At 45.4% G+C, this 23,182-nt stretch carries 18 protein-coding genes and 4 pseudogenes; 5 read left to right on the forward strand and 17 right to left on the reverse strand.

Annotation, left to right across the window (positions count from 1 at the left end; translation table 11 throughout):
* Nucleotides 1–79 precede the first annotated feature (79 nt).
* The 8 genes and pseudogenes from AC0L66_RS21095 to AC0L66_RS21130 form a co-directional block, all read right to left on the reverse strand.
* Nucleotides 80–856: a sulfite exporter TauE/SafE family protein gene (locus tag AC0L66_RS21095; protein ID WP_265674207.1), complete on the reverse strand. Its 777-nt coding sequence runs from the start codon at nucleotides 854–856 to the stop codon at nucleotides 80–82.
* Nucleotides 857–1,056: 200 nt separating this feature from the next.
* The gene (locus AC0L66_RS21100) at nucleotides 1,057–1,356 is read right to left on the reverse strand and encodes a TRAP transporter large permease subunit (protein WP_473570780.1); all 300 of its coding nucleotides are present in this window, start codon (nucleotides 1,354–1,356) and stop codon (nucleotides 1,057–1,059) included.
* Nucleotides 1,241–2,362, reverse strand: coding sequence for a TRAP transporter large permease (locus tag AC0L66_RS21105; RefSeq protein ID WP_473570782.1), 1,122 nt, complete (start codon nucleotides 2,360–2,362; stop codon nucleotides 1,241–1,243). The genes AC0L66_RS21100 and AC0L66_RS21105 overlap by 116 nt, the downstream gene beginning before the upstream one ends.
* Nucleotides 2,359–2,919, reverse strand: a complete 561-nt coding sequence (locus tag AC0L66_RS21110; RefSeq protein ID WP_473570783.1) for a TRAP transporter small permease — start codon at nucleotides 2,917–2,919, stop codon at nucleotides 2,359–2,361. The genes AC0L66_RS21105 and AC0L66_RS21110 overlap by 4 nt, the downstream gene beginning before the upstream one ends.
* Nucleotides 2,920–3,097: 178 nt before the next feature.
* Nucleotides 3,098–4,129 carry a TRAP transporter substrate-binding protein DctP gene (gene dctP, locus AC0L66_RS21115; protein ID WP_473570785.1) on the reverse strand — a complete coding sequence of 344 codons (1,032 nt, stop codon included), beginning with the start codon at nucleotides 4,127–4,129 and terminating at the stop codon, nucleotides 3,098–3,100.
* Nucleotides 4,130–4,220: 91 nt separating this feature from the next.
* Nucleotides 4,221–5,715: pseudogene (locus tag AC0L66_RS21120) on the reverse strand (CoA-acylating methylmalonate-semialdehyde dehydrogenase).
* A 67-nt stretch (nucleotides 5,716–5,782) separates the two neighbouring features.
* A complete protein-coding gene (locus AC0L66_RS21125; protein ID WP_473570787.1) occupies nucleotides 5,783–6,457 on the reverse strand; it encodes an aminotransferase class III-fold pyridoxal phosphate-dependent enzyme in 675 nt (224 codons plus the stop codon).
* A complete protein-coding gene (locus AC0L66_RS21130; protein WP_473570790.1) occupies nucleotides 6,441–7,100 on the reverse strand; it encodes an aminotransferase class III-fold pyridoxal phosphate-dependent enzyme in 660 nt (219 codons plus the stop codon). The genes AC0L66_RS21125 and AC0L66_RS21130 overlap by 17 nt, the downstream gene beginning before the upstream one ends.
* 160 nt (nucleotides 7,101–7,260) lie before the next feature.
* Here AC0L66_RS21130 and AC0L66_RS21135 point away from each other — a divergent pair, with 160 nt between their 5' ends.
* A complete protein-coding gene (locus AC0L66_RS21135) occupies nucleotides 7,261–8,178 on the forward strand; it encodes a LysR family transcriptional regulator (protein ID WP_473570791.1) in 918 nt (305 codons plus the stop codon).
* A 130-nt stretch (nucleotides 8,179–8,308) separates the two neighbouring features.
* On the opposite strand, the gene AC0L66_RS21140 is transcribed toward AC0L66_RS21135, so the two are convergent.
* Together AC0L66_RS21140 and AC0L66_RS21145 are read right to left on the reverse strand one after the other, a co-directional pair.
* Nucleotides 8,309–8,917 carry a bifunctional 4-hydroxy-2-oxoglutarate aldolase/2-dehydro-3-deoxy-phosphogluconate aldolase gene (locus AC0L66_RS21140; protein WP_473570793.1) on the reverse strand — a complete coding sequence of 203 codons (609 nt, stop codon included), beginning with the start codon at nucleotides 8,915–8,917 and terminating at the stop codon, nucleotides 8,309–8,311.
* Nucleotides 8,918–8,925: 8 nt separating this feature from the next.
* Nucleotides 8,926–10,303: pseudogene (locus AC0L66_RS21145) on the reverse strand (GntP family permease).
* 152 nt (nucleotides 10,304–10,455) lie between these two features.
* Here AC0L66_RS21145 and AC0L66_RS21150 point away from each other — a divergent pair.
* The 3 genes and pseudogenes from AC0L66_RS21150 to AC0L66_RS21160 all read left to right on the forward strand — a co-directional run bounded on the left by AC0L66_RS21150 (nucleotide 10,456) and on the right by AC0L66_RS21160 (nucleotide 13,570).
* Nucleotides 10,456–10,968 carry a gluconokinase gene (locus AC0L66_RS21150; protein WP_473570795.1) on the forward strand — a complete coding sequence of 171 codons (513 nt, stop codon included), beginning with the start codon at nucleotides 10,456–10,458 and terminating at the stop codon, nucleotides 10,966–10,968.
* A pseudogene (gene edd, locus AC0L66_RS21155) lies at nucleotides 10,961–12,758 on the forward strand (phosphogluconate dehydratase). Before AC0L66_RS21150 ends, edd begins: the two are co-directional and overlap by 8 nt.
* A gap of 293 nt (nucleotides 12,759–13,051) precedes the next feature.
* Complete coding sequence (locus AC0L66_RS21160; RefSeq protein ID WP_428753091.1) at nucleotides 13,052–13,570, forward strand: DUF2058 domain-containing protein; 519 nt, start codon at nucleotides 13,052–13,054, stop codon at nucleotides 13,568–13,570.
* Nucleotides 13,571–13,648: 78 nt separating this feature from the next.
* On the opposite strand, the gene AC0L66_RS21165 is transcribed toward AC0L66_RS21160, so the two are convergent.
* Nucleotides 13,649–14,224: a porin family protein gene (locus tag AC0L66_RS21165; RefSeq protein WP_473570796.1), complete on the reverse strand. Its 576-nt coding sequence runs from the start codon at nucleotides 14,222–14,224 to the stop codon at nucleotides 13,649–13,651.
* A gap of 271 nt (nucleotides 14,225–14,495) precedes the next feature.
* Nucleotides 14,496–15,500 (reverse strand): LacI family DNA-binding transcriptional regulator, encoded by a 1,005-nt coding sequence (locus AC0L66_RS21170; RefSeq protein ID WP_473570798.1) that lies wholly within the window; start codon nucleotides 15,498–15,500, stop codon nucleotides 14,496–14,498.
* 327 nt (nucleotides 15,501–15,827) lie between these two features.
* On the opposite strand from AC0L66_RS21170, the gene add reads away from it, so the two are divergent.
* The gene (gene add / locus AC0L66_RS21175; RefSeq protein WP_473570799.1) at nucleotides 15,828–16,820 is read left to right on the forward strand and encodes an adenosine deaminase; all 993 of its coding nucleotides are present in this window, start codon (nucleotides 15,828–15,830) and stop codon (nucleotides 16,818–16,820) included.
* 105 nt (nucleotides 16,821–16,925) lie between these two features.
* Here the strand turns inward: add and AC0L66_RS21180 are convergent, their stop codons facing one another.
* The 5 genes and pseudogenes from AC0L66_RS21180 to AC0L66_RS21200 all read right to left on the reverse strand — a co-directional run bounded on the left by AC0L66_RS21180 (nucleotide 16,926) and on the right by AC0L66_RS21200 (nucleotide 22,969).
* Nucleotides 16,926–19,148 carry a TonB-dependent receptor gene (locus AC0L66_RS21180; RefSeq protein WP_473570800.1) on the reverse strand — a complete coding sequence of 741 codons (2,223 nt, stop codon included), beginning with the start codon at nucleotides 19,146–19,148 and terminating at the stop codon, nucleotides 16,926–16,928.
* 168 nt (nucleotides 19,149–19,316) lie between these two features.
* Complete coding sequence (gene fecE / locus AC0L66_RS21185) at nucleotides 19,317–20,081, reverse strand: Fe(3+) dicitrate ABC transporter ATP-binding protein FecE (protein ID WP_473570802.1); 765 nt, start codon at nucleotides 20,079–20,081, stop codon at nucleotides 19,317–19,319.
* Nucleotides 20,081–21,072, reverse strand: a pseudogene (locus tag AC0L66_RS21190) (FecCD family ABC transporter permease). Before AC0L66_RS21190 ends, fecE begins: the two are co-directional and overlap by 1 nt.
* Complete coding sequence (locus AC0L66_RS21195; protein WP_265674194.1) at nucleotides 21,069–22,076, reverse strand: FecCD family ABC transporter permease; 1,008 nt, start codon at nucleotides 22,074–22,076, stop codon at nucleotides 21,069–21,071. Before AC0L66_RS21195 ends, AC0L66_RS21190 begins: the two are co-directional and overlap by 4 nt.
* Nucleotides 22,076–22,969 (reverse strand): Fe(3+) dicitrate ABC transporter substrate-binding protein, encoded by an 894-nt coding sequence (locus AC0L66_RS21200; RefSeq protein ID WP_265674193.1) that lies wholly within the window; start codon nucleotides 22,967–22,969, stop codon nucleotides 22,076–22,078. Before AC0L66_RS21200 ends, AC0L66_RS21195 begins: the two co-directional genes overlap by 1 nt.
* Nucleotides 22,970–23,182 lie beyond the last annotated feature (213 nt).

The raw sequence follows: 23,182 nt of genomic DNA on the forward strand, positions 1-23,182 counted from the left end.
CGATGAAGTTAAAGTAATGTCAGAGAATGTGCCGAACTTTGTGAAAATACAGTGAATGACAATGCTAAATAACCGTGGTTTATAGGTAAGTGTTAAAAAAGAAATAGAGCGTAATAGATACCGAGCTAAATATAACAAAGCGTCGTACGATAATTTGAGGTACTCGTTGCGAGAAATGCGCAGCAAAATACCCACCGGTCAGTGTACCGAGCATCACAGCAATACCAGAATACCAATCAAGTAAGTCAGAAAAGATGAAAATGATAATGGCCATTGCCGATGCACAAGTCGAGATAAGCAGCTTAAGGCCGTTCATTAAGTTGATATCTCGGTACCCAGCAATGGCTAAATAACTGAGCCCAATGACACCTAATCCCGCGTTAAAAAAACCGCCAAATACGCCGACACAGAATAGAAACAGCGATAAAAAAAGCGCAATGAAACCAGTATGGTTGCTACCTTTGGATATTCGCTGCAGTGCTTGGTTAGCTTTCTCGCCAAAAATAAAAAGTAATGTCGCAGCAAGCAATAACCAAGGTACCGCGTATAAGAATTGTTGCTCACTGGTGTAAATCAAAAGTAAGCTACCACTGAATCCCCCCATTATACTGAGTAGGATGATCTTAAGTAGGTTAGCCCGATCTTTCAGTATTTCACGGCGAAAAGCGAAGGTCCCACTTAAGTAGCCCGCACACGAGGCAAAGGTATTGGTGGCATTGGCAATAATCGGCGGAACGCCGACAAAAATTAACGCCGGGAAGGTAATAAAACTGCCACCACCCGCAATTGAATTAAGTACCCCGCCAAAAATACCTGCGATAAAGAGTAACAGAAGCTGCAGTATATCCAGTGACATAATCAGGGCACCTAAATGGGGGAAGAAACAACTTATTAACAATACGGGATTTTATTTCGGTAGGCAATGGGGTGACGAAGTGAATGAGATCCGGATGCTCTGTGTTGCATTATTAGCAGGCGATGCGCTCTATTTGACCGACAAATGCCATCATGGGAATTAGCGCTCTATAAATACTGGGCATATATAGAGCGTTATTGCTACGAAATACCCATTAGTAATTTAGGTAAGTAGAGGGATATCTGAGGAAAAAAAGTGACAATGAAGACGACGGGAAGGTGTCCGAATGCCAGCAAGGTTATTGTTGGTTTGAAGTATTGATCCAGTCGTAGTTTGCTTATACCTCCCGCCATATACAGCATAGGTGCGCAAGGTGGAGAAACATTACCCAACCCTAAGTTGACACCAACTATTGCAGCGAAATGAATAGGGTGTATCCCTAAAGCCTGAGTAATACAGTAAAAAAATGACCGCTGCCAATATGCTTCCTGAAATGTCATCAACGATCATACCGATCAGCAAAAGCAGAATGTTGATCATAAAGAGAATCACATATTTATTGTCACTAAGGCCCAGCATCGCCTCGGCAAGTTCAGACGGAATCTTTTGCATGATCATTGCTCGACTCATGACAAACAAAAAGAAAAGTACTGCGATGATCGAACCCGTTATGACCGATGCCCTAAGCGCCACACTACCTAGTTGCTTAAACGTCATTCCACGATAGATGAATACACTCACGACGGCGGCATAAACCACTGAAATAGCTGCCGCTTCCGTTGGGGTTGCCATGCCGCTATAAATCACGCCCAAAATGATGATCGGCATTAATAAAGCAAAAGAGGCGTTATACCCGGAGTGCAGAACTTCTTTGAATGACGCAGAAAGTGTCGTCTTGGGTTGAACCATAATACGGTCATTTTTTCTCAACAGTATAAAGTTTAGAATGCAATACCAAATTGCGAGGAAGATACCGGGAATAATGGTTGATAAAAACGCAGCACCGACTGACAAACCGCCCGTTATTGAGAAAATGATCATAGGAATGCTTGGAGGGATTAATAACGCTAACACAGAAGAAGAGGCGACTAAGGCAGTGGCGTACCCCTCTGGATAGCCTTCGCGAATCATTCTGGGTATCATAATTTGACCGATCGCAGCAATGGCTGCCGAAGAGCTTCCCGAAATGGCTCCAAATAAGGCACAAGCTAACACGGTGACCGCCCCAAGCCCGCCTTTCACTCGACCTACTATTGCCGATACAAAGTCCAATATTCGTTCAGAAATGCCGCCCTCCGCCATGATGGATCCTGCCAAAATAAATAGAGGTAAGGCGAGCAACGCAAAACTTGCCGTTGTGTTGTATCCATGTGGTAACAAAAATGCTACGTCGCTGCCAGTAAACCAGCTGAATAATAAAGCCCCAACACCAAATGAAAATGCCACTGGTGTCCCTATGAGTAAAAGTACGACGATGAGGAGAAGCGAAATGAGGAAAGTGATCATATGGATGTCCCTTTATTTTCTGGACCAATATCGCGTGTATCAATATTTTCTTTAAGTGCTTTCATCGCTAATATTGCATTCCATTCACGTAGGGAATTCAGACAGAAATAGGTGAGCATCACGATAAATCCAAATGCCATTGAGGTGCTCCATAAATATCTAGGCCAGCGAAGACTAATGCTAACTCTACCTTTGTCGAAGACACCATAAGCATATTTAACGGCGAAATAGCAAAATACAGTAGCGGCAAAAATACTAATAATAGAAATGATGAATTTAATGATAGACAGTACATATTCATCTTTGACTAATAACTCTACGATACCACCGTATATATGGTCGTTCGTTTTTGTGGCGTATCCCATAGCAGGAAAATAGATCCAGACACCCAATAGGATGGCAACTTCTTCGATGCCCGGAAACGGGGAGTCAAAGAAATAGCGGGTAATCACTTGCGTAAACATTAATATAGATAAGCCAACGGAAGCTATGATTATTTGCATTCGAATTATGGATTCGAGTATCTTTCCCGTGCGCGAATAATTCTGCTCACTCATACACCCTCACTTTAATTACTTCGATGTTATTTAATAGTGCCTGATATGGACTAATAAAAGTCCGATATGATTAAGAGAACACCCATAAGACCCTCAACCATACAAGACTTGTTCATAGTTAGTTCAGTGGAACCAATAAGACAATTCGGGGATCTTATTAATACTGACTAATACTTGGCTATTGCTGGGTGATGGCCGTCACTTTCTTCATAATATCGACACCAACCAGTTTCTCCATTTTTGGCCACTCATTTTTGTAAATAATGCTTTTTGATTTGTTCATTTGGTCATCTGTCAGTTCAACGACTTTGATGCCGGAATCTTTTACTTTTTGTAGGTACCCTTCATCAATGGCTTGTGCTTCATTCCATACCCAAGTCATTGTTTTATCTGCGGCTTGTTGGAATTTCGCTTGTTCATCTGAAGGTAGGTCTTCCCACCAGTCTTTATTGACGAGGAAAAACGCTTGCTCAAAGTAATCTTTGGTTAGGATATAGGTTTCAAGAACATCTCGCATTTGCCAGATTTCAACTGCCGGGGCGGTTGCACGAGCATCGATAACACCGAGTTGTAAAGAGGTGTATAGCTCGCCATATGGGATAGGTACAGCAGCAAAGCCAAGATCATTGAATCGGTCAACCCCAATTTGAACGGTCGCCGTTCTCATCTTGATGCCCTTACCATCTTCGGGGAAGTTTACAGGTACCTTTCCCACACCCTTACGTACGGCAATAGAACCAAAACCAGTCGGGACGATCCCTAACGCATGTAGACCGATGTCATTAAAAATTTCATTATAGATATCTAACATGTCGCCATTTGGACCATAGGCCACTTTGGCGCTTTCCCAGTCATCAACGACGTAGCCTAACCATGTTAAATCGAGGCGGCTATCGAACTCAGAAGCGCCATAGCTAATGGTCATTGGAATCACGCCATCTATGGTTTGTTCGAATTGAGCTTCCCAACCTCCTAGGTCACCGCCGGAATGATAAGAAGGCTTGAACTGAGAGCCTGTCGAGTCGAGGTTAGACATGAAGTTTTGAGCCGTCATGTGGAATATATGATCGGTCGGATAGGATTGAGACAGTATAAAGTCTTTCGCGTATACGGAGGATGTCGCTAATGTTGCTGTCGCTAATGTTGTAATAACGGTCCCCACTAATAATTGAGATAAGGCTTTTTTGGTCGTGTGTAATTGAAACTGCATAGACGTTATCCTTAACATAAATGATATTATGCTTTGCTGTGGTAAAAGGACTAACCCCAATTGGTATTAGGGTTAGTGGTACAGGAACAGCTTAACTTGGGAATGAGAATTTGATGCCTTCACGGACACCGTTTGAAGGCCAACGTTGAGTGATGGTTTTTCTCTTGGTATAAAAGCGGACAGCGTCGGGGCCGTAAGCTCCAAGGTCTCCAAACACGGAACGCTTCCAGCCACCAAAGCTATGGTAGGAAACAGGGATCAAGCAACGGGATATTAATCCCAACCATGCCTACTTCAATATTCTTACTAAAGTATCGTGCGGCCTCACCGTCTCTTGTAAAAATACAAGTGCCATTTCCATATTCATGTTCGTTGACTAAACGCATTGCGTCTTCCATTGAGCTGACACGTACGATTTGAAGCACAGGGCCAAAGATTTCGGCTTGGTAGCTAGACATCTCAGTTGTCACATTATCGATGAGTGTGCCGCCAACGAAATAACCATTTTCGTAACCGTCTACTTGTGTGTGACGACCATCGATTAATATCTTCGCACCTTGCTCTTCAGCGCTGTTGATATGTGCGACCACAGCATCACGGTGCTCAGCACTGATCACAGCACCAAAGTTGGCGCTATTGTCATGGTAAGGACCTACTTTAAGTCCTTCCATTGCCGTTGAGAGTTTATCAATGAGCCTGTCAGCAACGTCATCGCCAATGGCTACGGCGACAGACAGTGCCATACAGCGCTCGCCAGAGGAACCAAAGGCGGCACCAATGAGTTGTTCTACTGCATTATCCAAATCAGCGTCGGGCATGACGATGGCGTGATTCTTTGCGCCGCCTAATGCCTGACAGCGCTTGCCATTATCGGCAGCAGTCTTATAGATGTACTCAGCAACATTCGTGGAACCCACAAAACTAACGGCTTTGATGCGATCATCGGTGAGAAGGGCATTGACCACCTCATGGTCACCATTGACGACATTCATGACGCCATCAGGTAAGCCAGCCTCTTTCAACAACTTAGCGATGAATAGTGGTGCCGAAGGGGCTTTCTCCGAGGGTTTTAAGATAAAACAGTTGCCACATGCAATGGCGATGGGATACATCCACAACGGCACCATGGCAGGAAAGTTGAATGGGGTAATACCTGCGACGACACCGACAGGTGCAAATTCACTCCACGAGTCAATATCAGGTCCCACATTGTTAGAATGTTCTCCTTTGAGCTTTTCAGCGATACCCAGCGTGTATTCAACATTTTCGATACCGCGAGTGAGCTCACCGAGCGCATCATGGCCAATTTTTCCGTGTTCTTGACCAATAAGCTCGCAAATGGTGTCTTTATTTTCATCCAGCAACAGTTTGAAGTTCTGCATGACCTTAACGCGTTTCGTCAGCTGGAGTATCGCGCCATGCTGGAAAGGCATTGGTGGCTTTTTCAATGGCATGTTTTACTGTTTCTAACGAGGCGGCGGCAACCGTATTATCAACGCCACCAGTTGAGGGGTTGTATACTCGAGTATTTCTCTTAGTGAATCAGAGACTAATGCACCACCAATAAAGTGTCCTATATTCGCCATGTCTTTTCCCTTTTAATGTAATTTAGTGATGTGTAATGTAATTTAGTGACGTGCGCCAAAGCGCTATTTAATTGACTTGCTCGATACTTTCGCCAAGCGCATTAACCAAAGAATCAATTTCATCAGACGATGACATGAAAGGAATGCCGAGCTGAATAGTGTCGCCGCCAAAGCGGGTATAGAAGCCCTTCTCCCACATCTGCATAGCGATTTCATAGGGTCTATCGGTTGGCATTCGACCAGAGGAGTCGATAGTGAGACCAGCGGCTAGGCCATAATTTCGAATATCCAATATTGAGTTGAGGTTGCCTAATGAATGTACTTTTGATTCAAATTCAGAACTTAACGCTTCAACCTGACTGATCACATTGTTAGATTGAATGTAATCAAGTGTCGCTAAAGCAGCCGCACAGCCGATCGGGTGCGCTGAATATGTGTAGCCATGCGGGAGCTCAATGGCAGATTCAGCTCCGCTGTTATTCATATAGCAGTCATAGATTTCTTGGCGTGCGAGTACCGCCCCTAATGGAAAAACACCGTTGGTAATTTGTTTCGCGGTTGTCATTAGGTCCGGGGTAACGCCAAATGCTTCGGCAGCGCTATAAGCGCCCATGCGTCCAAAGGCGCAAATCACCTCGTCAAAAATGAGCAAGATATCGTGTTCAACGCATATCTCTTTCAGTCTTTCCAGATACCCTGCTGGGGGAGGGATGACGCCTGCTGAGCTAAGCAACAGGTTCAACAATGACTGCTGCAATCGTAGAGCTATCATGCAGTGCGATAATATCAAGCAGCTCATTTGCGAGACTTGCACCATTCTCTGGTTGCCCTTTATTAAAGGTACCAGCGGCCTGCATAGTGTGGCTCAGATGGTCGGTTTCAAGACCCTGCCCGAAGAGTGAACGGTTGCCGACAATGCCCCCAACACTAATGCCGCCATAGTTGACACCATGGTAGCCTTTCATTCGGCCCACAAAGCGCGTTTTTGATGCTTGGCCTTTCTTGCGCCAATACCCTCTGGCAATTTTTAACGCACTTTCAACCGCGTCAGAGCCGCCCGTGGTAAAGAAAACTTTATCGAGCCCATTAGGCATGATTTCAAGTATTCTTTCTGCTAGCTCAAAAGACTTTGCATGCCCAAACTGAAAGCCTGGCGCATAATCCAACGTTTTTAATTGCTTGCTGATGGCATCATTGATTTCGATTACATTATGACCCAGACCGCACGTCCATAAGCCAGAAAGGCTGTCATAGATTTTCCTTCCTTTGTCGTCCGTAAAGTAGTGACCCGATGCTGATGCGAAAATACGTGGATTGTTTTTGAATTCTCTATTGCTCGAAAAAGGCATCCAATGAGCGTCAAATTGAGATTGGGTCAATGACATAGTGTGTCTCCCTGTTTTATGTTGGTTTCTATGACAGCAATCTACACACGACGAAATAGGAGATAAATCACCAATTACGAAACCTTACGTTAACAATGTGTAAACATGCGGCCATTTGGTGCTACATTATCCCCATTCAAAATGGATGGATATTCCCCTCATGAGCAGAGATTATTTTAGGCAGTTAGCCAATATGGACTTAAGAACGATGAGAATTTTCTGCAAAGTGGTGGAATTGTCGGGCTTTACTCAGGCGGCGGGCGAACTCAATATTAGTCGCTCAGCGGTCAGTATTGCTATTTCGGACTTAGAGACCAGAACGGGACTTCACCTTTGTAATCGGGGGCGAGGAGGTTTCTCTTTGACGAGTGAAGGGGAGCAATTTTATTCACACGTTCAGGATCTGCAAATGTCGATTTCAAATTTTTGCAGTGAAGTGAACCGAATACATAATAAAGCGGCAGGTGAGATCTATCTTGGAATTACCGATAATTTTATTAACCATAAAAAAATGGTTATTACGGACATGATTACTCAGATGCGAGATAGATTTCCAGATGTGGCGGTTCATTTGCAAATGATGCCATCGAAAAAGGTGGAGATTGATCTGCGTAATAATTTATTGAATGTTGGTGTTATTCAGGTAGGAAAGAAGGTCGATTGCTTTGATTATTTCCCGCTCTATTCTGAAATTGAGAACTTATATTGTGGTGTAGGCCATCCTCTATTTTCTGTTAAATCAGTGGATTACAACATTGACGATATCAGCCATTATCCAACGATTCAATCCAGCTCCACAGCGAATATCGACTGGTCACTGTTTAATGTATGCGCAGAGTCACCAGATAGAGAAGGCGCGGCATTTCTGGTGCTAAGTGGCAGTTATCTTGGTTTCTTACCTGACTTTTATGCAGAGCAGTGGGTCATCAGTGGTCGCATGCGGCGACTGAAAGTTAAGGAACTTGAAAATCAAATTTCTTATGAGATGGCGATTAATAAATCAAATTCTAAAAGTTTAATCATGGATTATTGGATGGAACTGTACAGTAAGATGGTCGAGCCCTCAACGCGGCACTAAAGGTGCGCTAGGATTTGATAGGAACAATATAATCAGCTAGCCAATACAATGCGATGTTTTGAATGTAAGTACCAATAAAAAAGGAGCCGAGGCTCCTTTTTTATTGGTACTTACGAAGACGAGTGGTGTGCTAAATAGCTTTCACTAGTTCGGCTAGCTCATCCCATTTCCCTTCATTGATTAAGCTTGTTGGTACCATCCATGTACCGCCACAGGCAAGCACAGCGGGTAACGCTAGGTAGTCTTCCACATTACTTGGGCTAACGCCCCCCGTTGGCATAAATTCAACCGGGTAAACCGCAGACAGCGCTTTTAGCATTGGCACACCACCTGACGGTTCTGCTGGAAAGAACTTAACGGTTTTTAGCCCCAGCTCCATGGCTTGTTCAACCAAGCTGGGATTATTGACGCCAGGAACAATGGCAATACCAACTTGTTGGCAATATTTTACCGTTGTTGGGTTCAACCCCGGGCTAACGATAAAATCTGCACCCGCTTCTTTGGCAATATCAACCTGTTGTGCATTCAACACCGTGCCTGCACCAATAAGGAGCTCAGGGTAGGCTTCACGCATTAAGCGGATTGACTCGGCAGCCGCTTCCGTTCGAAATGTCACTTCCGCGCAAGGTAGGCCATTTTCGACCAATACTTTGGCGAGCGGAACCGCGTGCTGCGCATCCTCGATGGCGATAACAGGAACGATTCGAATGTCTTCTAGCTGTTGTTCTAGCGTTTTCATAGTAAACCTTAAAGGATAAAGCTGAGTGTCGCGACGATAGCAAACGCAATCGTACCAAGTAATGTTTCCATCACTGTCCATGTCTTAAGTGTCGTTTTCTCATCCATTTCAAGTAGGCGAGATACTAACCAGAAGCCTGAGTCATTGAAGTGAGAAAGTACGGTTGCACCGCCTGCAATAGCGATCACGATGAAACATAGATCTAATTCACTTAGGCCAGTGGTTGCAGCAACCATTGGTGCAACAAGGGCAGCCGTTGTTGTTAACGCGACCGTTGCAGAGCCTTGGGCAACACGAAGACAGGTAGAGATAACAAAAGCCGCAACAATAACAGGCATACCAGTGTCAGCCATCACGTCTGCTAAAGCATCGCCGATACCGCTGGCACGTAATACACCACCAAACATACCGCCAGCACCTGTTACTAGGATAACAGCACAGATAGGGGCTAAAGAGTCACCACATAGGTTTTCCAGTTTCTTCATGCCGTAGTCTTTGGCAAAAACAGCCAAACAAACCAGCAATGTAATTAATAATGCAACGGGTGTTTTACCCAGCATTCTTAAGAATTCAACGAGTGGTGATGTACCGTCAATCACGCCAGCAACCGCAAGCGTGTTTAGACCCGTATCCATAAAGATAAGGAATACAGGGAGTACAAGAATCATGAGTACTGTTGCGAAGTTTGGCAGTTTAGACTCGTCGATGATCGCGTCAGAGTTAAAGAAGGCTTTAGACAGTGGGATATCGAATTTTTTACCCGCGTATAAGCCAAATAAGTACGCACCAAAGTACCAAGTAGGAATCGCAACTAAGATACCAACAAATAATAATAGACCGATGTTAGCGCCAAGAAGATCGGCCGCAGCAACTGGCCCTGGGTGTGGCGGGACAAAGGCATGCATTACGGCAAACGCGCCAGCAGAAGGTAGGGCGTATTTGATTGGTGAACCACCAAAGCGTTTCGCAACACTAAAGATGATTGGCATCATCACGACCAGACCCGCATCAAAGAAGATAGGGAAACCAAATAGCAAAGAAGCGACACCTAAAGCAAAGGGGGCTTTCTCTTCTCCAAATCGACCAATAAGCGTATCGGCGAGGACTTTTGCGCCCCCCGTCACTTCTAAAATCTTACCAATCATGGCGCCTAAGCCAACTAATAAAGCAACGGAAGCTAGTGTGCCACCAAAGCCACCCATCATGGTTGGTACGACTTGGTCAGAAGAAACACTTGGTCGCGATCGCAGTGCCTAAACTCACGAGTGTTAGGGACGCAAATGCATGAATTTTGAGTTTAATAATAAGCAGTAACAATGCCGCGACTGCAAGCACCGCCACGGTCAATAGGTAGGTAGGATCTGTACCTTGGGCTAGTTGTTCCATGTGTTCACCTTTAGGAATATTAATTGTGTTATAGTTCACATTTATTTAAGTTACGGGTAACATGTTACCGATAACACGAATAAGATAAACCCATATTTACGAGTTAATTCAAAAATTGGGATCCAGCGCAAACTTGGATAGGAGAAGAGATTATGGCGGGTAGTAGTGTAATAGTGATGGGCGTATGTGCATCAGGGAAAAGCACCATTGGAGCAATGCTAGCGCAGAAGCTAGGTCGAAAATTTATTGATGGTGATGATTTACACCCACGAGCAAACATTCAAAAAATGGCATCGGGTGAACCACTCAATGATGATGACCGTGCCCCGTGGTTAGAGCGCATTCGTGATGCGGCTTATAGCCTAGAGAGTAAAAATGAGCATGGCATTATTGTTTGCTCCGCATTGAAACAACACTACCGCGATCAAATTCGGGAAGGGAATGAACATGTTACCTTCTTATTCCTTGATGGCAGCTATGACCTTATTCTTGAACGTATGCGTAATCGCTCTGGTCACTTTATGAAAGAAAACATGGTGAGAAGCCAGTTTGATGTTTTAGAGCGCCCTGATGCGGAGCCTCAGACCGTTATTGTGGATATTGATTGCACGATGGAAGAGGTCGTTGAACGAGCGGCGGTTGCTTTGGAGGTTGCGCGTGACTAATCAAGTAGTAAGAGAAGTAACGGCTCGCATTATTGAGCGTAGTAAAGTACTCCGTGGGCAATATCTTGAAGCGATGAAGCGTCAGGAGTCGCTAGGCAAAGGCCGAACTCAGTTGTCGTGCGGTAACTTGGCTCATGCGGTTGCCGCCTCTTGTCAGAGTGAAAAGGACCAAATACTTAATTTTACTCGCTCTAACGTCGGCTTAGTGTCGTCGTACAATGATATGTTGAGCGCCCATCAGCCATACTTAGGCTACCCACAAGAAATTAAAGTGGCGCTGGCTGAATACGGGCATACGGCGCAAGTTGCGGGTGTTGTACCAGCTATGTGTGATGGCGTAACTCAAGGTCAACCGGGCATGGACATGTCACTTTTCTCGCGCGATGTGATTGCACAAGCCACGGCGATTTCGCTGAGTCACAATGTATTTGATTCAACATTACTGTTAAGTATCTGTGACAAAATTGCCCCAGGGCAATTGATGGGGGCATTGACTTACGGTCACTTACCCACGGCTTTTGTGCCTGCAGGACCAATGAAAACGGGCATAAGTAACGAAGAAAAAGTCGATGTTCGCCAGAAATATGTTTCGGGTGAATTGGGTGACGATGCGTTATTAAAGATGGAATGCAGCGCCTATCATTCACCGGGAACCTGCACCTTTTATGGTACTGCCAATACCAATCAGCTTGTTTTTGAATCCATGGGATTGATGTTACCAGGCTCTGCGTTTGTTCAACCTGATACCGCGCTGCGACATGCACTGACGAAGTCTGCGGCAGTATCAATCGCCTCAATGGCGAAGGCAACACCAAATTATCGACCGTTATACAAAGTGGTGGATGAAAAGAATATCGTTAATGGTGTTATCGCACTGCTTGCGTCTGGCGGTTCAACGAATCACACCATTCATATGGTCGCGGTGGCAAAAGCGGCAGGTATTATTCTAACGTGGCAGGATATGAGTGATCTGTCGGATGTCGTGCCATTGCTAGTGAAGGTGTATCCCAATGGTCCTGCTGATGTGAATGCCTTCCATGACGCGGGTGGGGTGCCTGCGTTACTGAAACGTCTAGATTCGGAATCCTTACTGCACCGAGATGTTCAACCTGTGTTTGGGTCATTTGCAGACCAAATGTCACTACCGAGTTTACAAGGTGAAGAGTTGGTTTGGACACCCGTTGAGGAATCGACGGATGGCGGCGTGATCTCACGATTTGATGAGCAGTTTAGTCAAAGTGGTGGGACGAAGGTACTCAATGGGAACTTGGGTACGTCTGTCATTAAGGTCTCTGCGGTATCGGAAGATTATCGGGTGATTGAAGCGCCTGCTAAAGTGTTTCGATCTCAGCATGATGTTGAAAAAGCGTATCATGATGGCGAGCTTAACCAAGATTGCATGATTGTGGTGACGCATAATGGCCCAGCCGCCAACGGTATGCCTGAACTGCATAAGTTGATGCCGATTCTAGGTAATATTCAAAAAGCAGGACACCAAGTGGCACTGGTGACTGATGGCCGTCTCTCGGGCGCCTCAGGTAAGATTCCATCGGCCATTCATATGTCACCAGAAGCGGTGCGTGGTGGCGTGATCGGGCTAGTACAAGAAGGTGACATTATTCGCTTAGATTGTCACACAGGAACCTTAGAAAACCTGACCGACATGACAGGACGAACGCCGAGCAGTGATCGATACAGAATCCCAACAACAAGAGTGGGGACGCAACCTATTCTCAGTGATGCGCAATACCGTATCGAGTGCGCAAGAAGGCGCGAGCTTTATCGTATAGAAAGCGTTTGACTAACCGTCCATATATTCAACTATCACAGAGTCAAACGAGCCCGCTGTTTGTCTGACCTATTTGAAGAGCCTGCTTAAGTTTATTTTGGCAGGCTCTTTTGTTTATTTTGGGGGGCATGCGTCATGATCTTGCGTAACCATCCTGCGCAATAGCCTTTACGTGATCGTTTTCAGTCGCTTTGTTCTGTACATCGTAGGAAAGTTGCTATTCAGGCTTGCTCAATGCGTCATTTCTTGGGATCATCACAGCAGATGAACACATTTTTATAGGCCTGTTATTTTATGTCCAAACTAAGTCTCCAAGAGCAGATGCTAAAAGCTGGTTTAGTCAACGAAAAGAAACTGAAAAAAGCCAAGAAAGGCTCAAAAAAATCTCGAGTACAAGCTCGTGAAGCCAAAGCTGCGGTAGAAGAAAATAAAGCGGCGCAACTCGAGCGTGATAAACAGTTAAACAAAGAGCGTGACGCACTGGTTCTGAGTAAAGAGATGCGTGCTCAAGTTAAGCAATTGTTGAATATGAATAAAATCGACAATAAGAACGGCGATATTAAGTACAACTTTACCGATGATAACTTGGTTAAGTCGTTGTATGTAGAGCAAGAAACACGTGATCAATTGGCGAAAGGCATTCTATCGATTGCGCGTTATGAAGATACGTATGTCGTCATTCCAACGATTGTTGCGAAGAAGATTGCTGAGCGCGATACTGAAACCGTCATCGAGAATGACGTGAAAGAAGAAGTTGCAGCAGAAGATGATCCATATGCAGACTTTGTCGTTCCAGACGATTTGATGTGGTAAAGGATCTTTTCAAGATAAACAAAAAGACCGCTGATATTCAGCGGTCTTTTTTATGTTTACTCTAAAGTACGGCTATCTTTAGAATTTGTACGAAGCACCTAGGTAGAGACCACCAACAGCGAATGTGTTAGTAGCAGTGCTGCTAGGATCTTGAACGTTGAATGCATCTGCTTCGTAAGCCAAGCGCATAGCTAGACCATCGATCATCTGTGGAGCATACTCAACACCAACGCCGTAGCGGAAACCTGTCGCTGAATCTTTTTCAGAATCAGAGTTTAGTTTGAATTCCATACTTACGTGCGATAGACCCACTGTTGCGAATGGGCGAATACCGTTATCAAACGTGTAACCAAGATTTGCCGCTACAGAGAGTGCAGTTGGAGTCGCAGATAAACCAGGCGCAGCAGGGTGTGTGAACTTACCGTAGTTCGTGTAACCTGCTTCAACAGCAACGATGCGGTTGAACTGGTAGCCACCGTAAACTTTTAGTGCGCGTTCGCCGTCAAAGGTTGGAAAGCTAGAATCATCTAGGTTGTTCAACTTGCTTTCAGTTAGACCGAAACCACCACCGATGTAGAAACCTGGATCTGTTGCAGCTGCGTAAGCGCTTGAGGCAAAAACGGTACATAGTGCTAGAGCGATTGCTTTTTTCATTCTGAAACCTATATTTTTATAAGTGGTATTTATAAGGGGCTTAATAATTCGACGTGCAATGTAATAGTTTGCGACTAAAACATCCATGAGAGAAATGTCTGACAATGTAGGAAATGTCGCGAATTGTCAGAGATATGTCATGGCGTACATTCGACCTCTCTGATGAGAGATAAAGCGATCTGTCACTGATCGCGTTTTGGGGGAAGGGGAGCTAAAGAGTCATGGTTAAATGAAAGAACAAGGTGTGAGAGAAGAGAGCAAGTACTAACCGTTACAGACTCTCACCTTCTGTTATTCGATAGCCCAAATCAAAGCTACGCTGCGTTGGTGCATTGCCTTTCAAAGTTGCAATCAATAACTCAGCACTTTTTTCGCCAATGTCATAACGAGGCGTATCGACGCTTACGAGTTTAGGATGAATAGTTTGGCCAATATCCAAGGCGTTATAACCCACGACGGCAAGTTGCTGCGGTACCGCAATGCCGCGTTGCTGAGCGGTTAAAATGGTACCAATAGCAATATCATCATTGGTACAAAATACGCCATCTATATCAGGGTGCTGCCTCAACGCCATATCTAGGAGCTCGGAAGCCAGAGAAAAACTAGAGTGCGATTCAGTGAGGATATGCTTAATTTCCAGGCCCGCTTCATTCATGGCTTTGTCATAACCTTGCATACGCAGTTGAGTACGGGTGTCCAAACGAGCACCAAAATAGGCAATCGACGTCCGCCCTTTTTGTATCATCTGTCGAACCGCTTGATAGGAGGCTTCCACGTGGTCTAACCCTACCGCCATATCAATAGGTGTTGCGGGTAGCTCCATGGTTTCAACAATAGGTATATCCGCGGTTTTAATCATTTGCAATGTGCGCTGAGTATGATGACTCTCGGTAAGGATTAAAGCATCAACTTGATAAGACAGTAGTGAAGCGATTTTATGTTCTTCCTCTATTTCATCATAGCCAAAATGGGCTATAAGGGTTTCATAACCATTGGCCTTGGTGACCGCTTCAATACCTTGCACAAAAGAGGCAAAGATTTGGTTTGATAAAGAGGGAAGAAGAATACCAATGGCTTTACTCGATGATTTAGAGAGCATCGCTGGGGCGCGGTTTTCAATGTAACCTACCTGTTCTATGACAGCCGCAATTTTATCACGCGTTTTTTGAGCGACAGAATCTGGATTGCGCATAAAGCGAGAGATGGTCATTTTTGTTACGCCCACTTGATCGGCAATGTCTTGTAGAGTGGGGCGCCCTTTTCGTTCAGTTGTCATTATCTTTTACTAACCAATGGTAATGTTACATGTAACATTACCATTGAATCTGTTATAAATCCAAGAGGTTATGCATCATGTCAGGTATTGCACCAAATTAACGTTGCCTTATTTTAGGGGCGCATACGATTGCGTGGTCTTTTGCGTGTGCAAGGGTTTATGGATTCGTGTATGTTTGTCGGTTAAAGCATGAACTACACGGTTTAAAAATAAGTTCGTGACAGAGTATTAACAACACCAAGCAGAAGTCTAAAGCGATATATCTAAGGTTTACGTTAGTCAGTCTTTTAAAGAGATCGTTTTTTAAAAAGAAGAGTGAGAGTCAGAATGAATTACCACGAATTACCAAAAATTGATCTGCATTGTCATCTAGATGGCAGTGTTAGACCTGAAACCATTATTGAGTTGGCTGCGCATCAAGGCGTGTCGCTACCAAGTACTGATGTAGAAGTGGTTCGTGATCTAATGATTGCTCCAGAAACATGCCCAAATTTACTCGAGTACCTAAAACGATTTGATTTACCACTTTCTGTGATGCAAACCAAAGAAGCCATTGAGCGTATTGCTTTTGAGGTTTATGAAGATGCCGCGTTAGAAAATGTTCGATATATGGAAGTGCGTTTTGGCCCACTTTTGCACCGGGAACAAGGCCTGTCTATCGAAGATATTATCGGTAGCGTGGTGGCGGGAATGAAACGTGCTGAAACGGCACATGGTATTAAAGGTAATGTGATTTTGTCACTGCTACGTCATATGCCAACGGATGAAATTAAAGACGTGATTGACGTTGGCGCACAATATCTTGGAAAAGGTGTCGCAGCGTTTGATCTTGCTGGTGGTGAAGAGCCGGGTTTCTGCGAGAAATTTATTCCTTTTGCGCAATACGCAAAGGAAAAAGGTTTGAATGTGACGATCCATGCTGGTGAGCAAGGCGAAGGACAAAATGTCTTTGATGCCATCACCATGCTTGGCGCTGAACGAGTGGGACATGGTATCCATATTGCGACCCATCAGCAGGCTTTTGACCTTGTGCACGACAAGCAAGTCGCTCTTGAAACGTGTCCAAGCAGCAATGTACAAACCAAAGCGGTAGAGAGCTTAGACGTTCACCCGATTGAGTCTTTCCGTAAGCAAGGCATTCCAGTGACAATTAACACTGACAATCGCACAGTATCGAATACCACCATGACAAAAGAAGTACAAAAAATCATTGAGCAGTTCAACCTATCGGCTGATGACTATGCTCACATCTATCGTAATAGTGTTGAAGGCGCATTTACCGACGCTGAGACTAAGCAATGGCTGTTGGCACAAATTTAACGCATTGATGAATGGGGTAGTCCCCTGAATCATTACCACTGAAAAAGAGTAAAAGCCCTGAGAGTATCTTCACTTTCAGGGCTTTATTTTATCTATTGTGACGGCTTAAAAGTCGAGTTCGTACCCTAGGCTAAAGGTTTGTCCTCGGCCAGAGAAGTAGTAACTTGAGTGATTACGGATCTGGCTGAAGTAGTTGATGTACTGCTCGTTAAGCAAGTTTTCAACGGCAAAGCTTACGCGACCATAGCCGTTCATGTCATAAAACATTGATATGTCCATCAGTCCATAGCCTTCGAAGTGTTGCGCAGCGCCAGCACCGTTGGCTTCTTTTGAGCGAGAAAACATATGGTTGTACTGAACACGCCCATTCAAGCGGTCTGAAAAGCTATGGTTAACCGCAACAAGCAGGCGGTCTGGGGATAAGTTTTTAAGATCCATATCGCTATCAACGCTACCATTTCCTGTGCTATCTACTTGTCCTTGTACGTGAGAGTACAACGATTGGATAGATGTGGTCGGTAATACATTGTAGGTCGCAGTGAGTTCATAACCTTTGATATCGGTACGTTGGCGTGTGACATCATAGGTACCACCACTGTTTAATGACAAGTTCGCACCATCTTTGGCGATAGACATATAAGTACTGCCGCTCACATGCAGTTTGTCATCGCTGTAGCTCAAGCCTATTTCATAGTTGTCAGTTACAACGGGTTTCACCGCTGGCATAGTATTGAAGTCGATCGGTGCTCCGCCAACAGGTGCAGTTGATGGGCCGCCAATCCAGTTACCGCGTAACACTCGGCCGATATCAGGTAACCCGAAGCCTTGGCTAAAGCCAACAAACGAGCTGACAGATGGGGTAAAGTCGTAAACCGCGCCAGCATTAAACACCGCTTGGCTAAAGTTTTGCTCACCACCGATGATATCAACTTGGCGATGACCCGCATTGCCGTATCCCCACAGGGTTTGCCCGTCCGCGACTTTAACTTTGGTGTTTTCTAGACGAACGCCACCGGACAAACGTAGGGAGTCTGAGACAAGAAAATCACCTTGAACAAAAGGCGCGAGGCTTTGATACATCATATCCGGTGTGACATCTTTGCCTGATTGCATCAATTTTTGCTTTGTCGCGTCTTCCATGCCATCTAAGCCAACTACCCAGCTGTCGTCCCAGCCTAGGATGTCGGTTCTTACATAGCTGAGCTTAAACCCTTTCTTAGACGAGACGATCGCGCCTTGATCCATTTGTTTGTCAGCAGTAGGCCACCATGATGCTTGGCCATAAACCGCTTCGAACTCTTGGTAAAACGCTTGGAATTTCAATTCACCACCCGCGAAGTTGTAGTGGTCATAACCGAAGTTATAGAGCTCAGCATAGTTAGAGGTTGGAACGCCATCTGGTGTGCCACGCACAACCGTACCCGGCGTGCCGTTTACATGGTCACCTTTCACTGGGATGTAATTTTGGTTACTTTTCAGCTGAAAACGGCTGGCACTAAAGCTGACTCGTTGATCGCCACCATCAAAGTTATAGCCACCCTTAGCTAAAAAGTTCGTCGCATTTGAGTCTTGAGTTTCACCTTGAATGGCATTCATGCCGATAGGGTTGCCGTTACCGTCATAGTAAAGCCCTTGTTGCTCCCAAGAGCCGCCAATGAATAGGTCGTAGTCTTCGTCGTACTGCTTCAGGTTGTAGTAAACCTTGCCGCCCGTGCCATCGTCTTTTAGGTTAGAGGTGACTCGCGTACCAATCGTTTGTTTCCAGTGATCGCCCGGTTTCGCACTTTTAGTGACGTAGTTGATGATACCGCCTGTTGCACCATTGCCTTGGACGGCGCTCGCGCCCTGTACAACTTCGACACGTTCAACCATTGAAGGATCAACCGTATAACCGTAGCGGTTACCGTTACGTAGTGGGTTATTTTGTGGTACGCCATCAACCATTATCAGTGCGGTTCGACCACGTAAATTCTCGCCTTGATTAGAAAGCTTCTGGCGGCTAGGCGTCATACCCGGAACAAGATTTGCAATGACACTGGTTAAGTCATCACTTACCGCTGTCTGTTGCTTCAGCTCTTCGCTAGAGATGACGTGAATAGACCCTGGGATTTTATCGGTATCCTGGCTGTAACGCGTCGCCGTGACCACCATGGTTTCAGCCGCTTTCGATTCACTCGGCGCTGCCTGCGTCGTGTCTTCCGCTGTTTTGTGAGACGTGTGATTTTGAGCTTGATCCAACGGTGCATTTTCAGCGTACGCACTGTTTATTGATAAAGCTAAAAGAGACAAGGTAAATAGACTTGTCTTAACGGAGTGAGACGATTTCAAAATAGTGTCCTTATACTGCTTGGATAAATTGTTGGTTTTTATTATTAGAGTGATTCGTATTACTCTATCGAATTAAAGTCGCGTGCAGTCGAGCACCACCGGGAGGACAATCAATGATTCCTAGATAATGGTTTGACTTGCCTTCACAAGGGGAGCGGCCCCGCTCGGTTACCGTGCAATGCACATCGGTGACTGGGAAATAGGATCGGAGATGATCATTGCGTCGAGGTTAAACACTTGCTGCAATAATGACTCAGTGAAAACCTGCTCTGGTGAGCCTTGAGCAATGAGTTTGCCTTTTTCAAGGACCACCAAATGATCACAATAGCGACAGGCCTGATTGAGATCATGGAGTACAACGATGACCGTTTTCCCTCGACGATTCATCTCATGCATTAGGTTCATCAGATCAATTTGGTGAGAAAGGTCGAGATAGGTGGTCGGTTCATCGAGCATGACAATGTCGGTATCTTGCGCCATGATCATCGCGATCCACGCACGCTGCTGTTGCCCACCTGACAGGCTGTCTACCGGGGTGTCGGCAAGATCAGTTACGCCCGTTGATGCCATAGATTGCTCAACAATACGTTGGTCATCTGCTGTCAATTTACCCCAATGAGAAGTGTAGGGTGCGCGGCCATAGCCCACCAATTTTCGTACACTGATCCCTTCTGGGGTAGTGTGGATTTGCGGCAGCAACGAAAGACGTTGCGCTAACTGCTTAGTGGGAATTTGCTCAAGCGCGACGTTATCAAGAAGTACGTTTCCTGATTTGGCTTTGTTAATGCGCGCTAAGGTTTTTAGTAGCGTAGATTTCCCACATCCGTTAGGACCAATTAGGGCGGTAATTTTGCCTTTTGGAATAGACAGGTTGAGATCGTCGATAATTACTTTGTTACCATAGGCAACTTGCAAATGTTGAACAGACAGCATTACCAACCCTTATAGCGTTGTAGTAAAAAGATAAAGTACGGCGCACCAATTATGGACGTCAATACGCCAGCAGGCAGCTCAATGGGTGGTTGGATACCACGAGCAATGGTATCGGCGGTGAGTACAAGGAGTGCACCGATTAAACTGGATCCAACGAGCAGAGCCTTGTGGTGGTGTCCAAAAATAAGTCTGGCTAAATGGGGAGCGAGTAAACCGACAAAGCTGATGGTACCAGCGATAGCGACACTGATACTTGCGAGTACGATGGCACAAAGCAGTGCGATACCTTGAACCTTATTGAGGTCAACGCCCAATGAAATGGCGGTATCGTCACCCAAGCCTACAACATCTAGTCGCCATGCCAGCCATAATGTCACGGGCAGAAGTAGCGCTAGCGTCATCCAAATATACGGAACTTGTTCCCAGTCTCTTCCCCATAGACTCCCCGTCAACCACACCATCGCGGTGTTGATTTCGATAGGGTGTACCACGAGTAAGTAATCAATACCACTGGCAAGAAATGCACTGATAGCAATGCCGACAAGCGCCATTCTCGCTGGGGTGAGGTGAGCGTAGTGAGTGATGACTAGTAGTGATGTACCCGTTGCTATTCCCCCAATCACCGCCGCAATAGGAAGCACATATAATGGCGCATTGGGGTAGATCGTTAATACGAGAGTGGCAACAAATCCTGCACCTAGGCACTAATACCAATAAGGTCAGGAGAGGCGAGAGGATTACGGATGACCCCCTGAACCAACGCGCCAGATAGTCCAAGACCTGCGCCAACACCAATAGCAAGAAATAAGCGAGGTAGTCGGTAGTGATTGACAACAAAATCGTAATCACCGCCATGCATCACGGTCTGGATAACGTCTGGTAGGGATAAATCCGCGACGCCAACCATCAAACTTATGATGCTAGCCAGTAAAATAACTACCGCGAGCGTCAGCCATGGTAAGTATTTTGTGTGGTGAAGAGTGACACTCATGAGTTCAAGCGACCTCGAATAGACAGTAAAATGAAAAATGGCGTGCCGATAAGCGCAGTGACAATTCCTACGGGCGTTTCAGTAGGAAAAGCAATCGCTCTAGAGAGCATATCTGCTAGTGTCATCAGTAGTGCACCAAGGCATGCGCTGGCAGGAATGATTAGCCGATAATTTTGTCCAACAAGTTTTTTAGCAATGTGGGGAACAAGTAATCCAACAAAGCCAATAGGGCCTGCTGTTGCGACGCTGACACTGGTCAAAATGACGATCGCGAGACAAGCAAGTAAACGTACAAGGCTGGTATTAACACCAAGATTGGTGGCAACATCATGCCCGAGAGAAAGTAGATTGAGTTGGTGCGCTAACAGCCATGAGAGGGTAAGCGCCGCTACGCTTATGGGCATCATTTGTGTGAATAGGGCCCAGTCTAGGTTACTGATTGAACCTATCAACCAAGATTGAATACTATAGGCCATATCATCGGCCAATATGATAGAAGCGCGCGTTAAGCCAAGTAGTAAAGCATTGACGGCAATACCCGCAAGAACCAGTTTTAAAGGGTGAGGTCGATGGTCAAAGAAGCCACCTAAGTAGATGACGATAAGGCCACTTAGCATACTGCCTATCGCGCCCATGAGCATGGTGGGTATTGGCAGGGTAATAAGGCCAACACTGCCAATGACGATACACAGCGACGCACCAGCATTGATTGCAAGTACGGATGGCGAGGCTAACGGGTTACGGGTAAGGCCCTGCATGAGTGCTCCTGCTACCGCCAAGTTAGCGCCAATGACCGCACCACTCAACGCTCTTGGCATTCTTAGTGTCGCGATGATTTGCTGTTCCATACTCGTTTCATCGAAGTGGAGCCAAAAATTCCAAAGTGTTGCCATCGATAGGTCGAAACTAGACCAAGCGATCAGCGATAGATTGAATGTGATAACTAAGGCGGCGCTCAATGCAAACCAAAGCGCAAGCCCTTGGGGTTTTAATGTCGTCAACATTACTTTTTGGTTAACAGTGTTTGCAGATTTTTGGCGATGCCTTCGGCCGCGAGCATGCCTCGATTTAGTGACCATAATTGCGGAGAGACCCGCACGGCTTGCTGTTTTTGTGACACCTTAAGTAGTTTGCTTAATGGTTGTTGTTGCCAGTCATCATACACAGTATGCGGCTTATATGGACCGAGCAGTAACCAGTCTGGGTTTACCTTTAATAGCTGCTCGAAGCTGACTTCAATGTAGGCTTTATCATGGTTTGGCAACGTTGGTCCTTGCAGACCAAGCGCTGTAATGACACCACCAGCATAGGAATTAGGGCCATGCAGCCACATCCCTTTGTCGGTGACAACAGCAAATTGTATGGTTTCCGCGCTTGCTAATGTCTGTTTGTACGATGCCATGTTGGTTTTGTGCTGCGAAATTCGCTGTTCCATTTGACTCTGTTTATTGATCGCAATGCCAATTTTTAACGCTGAAGCTAGGTTTTCTTGATAGGTTTCACCGCGGCTTTTAAGCAATAGCGTTGGGGCGATGGTGCTAAGATCCTTGTAAACCGTGGCATGTCGTTCTGCATCAGCAATGATCAGGTCCGGTTTGAGTTCAGAAATGGCTTCTAAGCTAGGTTGCGGTCGCATTCCCACAGACGTCCATGGTGAAATAAGGGCGCGGACTTCAGGAAGAATACGCTCAATGTTTTTATCATCAGCAACGCCAATAGGCGAGACACCGACAGAAGCCAGAGCGTCGATAAACGAGTATTCAAGTACGACGATTCTCTGAGGCGTACCGAAAACAGTGAGTTCACCATGTTCATCTTTAATGGTTCGAGCTTGTTCCGCCGCTGATAGTAATGGTGTGGCAAATATAAAAACAACGACAAGTAATCGACGGAGCATCGTTAGGGGGCCAAGTCTTGAAGCAAGATGAGGTTTGCAAAGAGTGGATTCAAAGGCTTTAGATTTTAACTGTTTTATTGCTAACAACTTGACACCGTCGAGGTTTTGAAAAGAAAAACGGATACTAAAGTAATTACGAATTATTATCAATACTATTAATAATTACTAAAGTGAATATAACAGGTGCACAGATTAACCTTATTTATATAAAGG

Source organism: Vibrio sp. GJ43-1 (genome assembly GCF_055808835.1).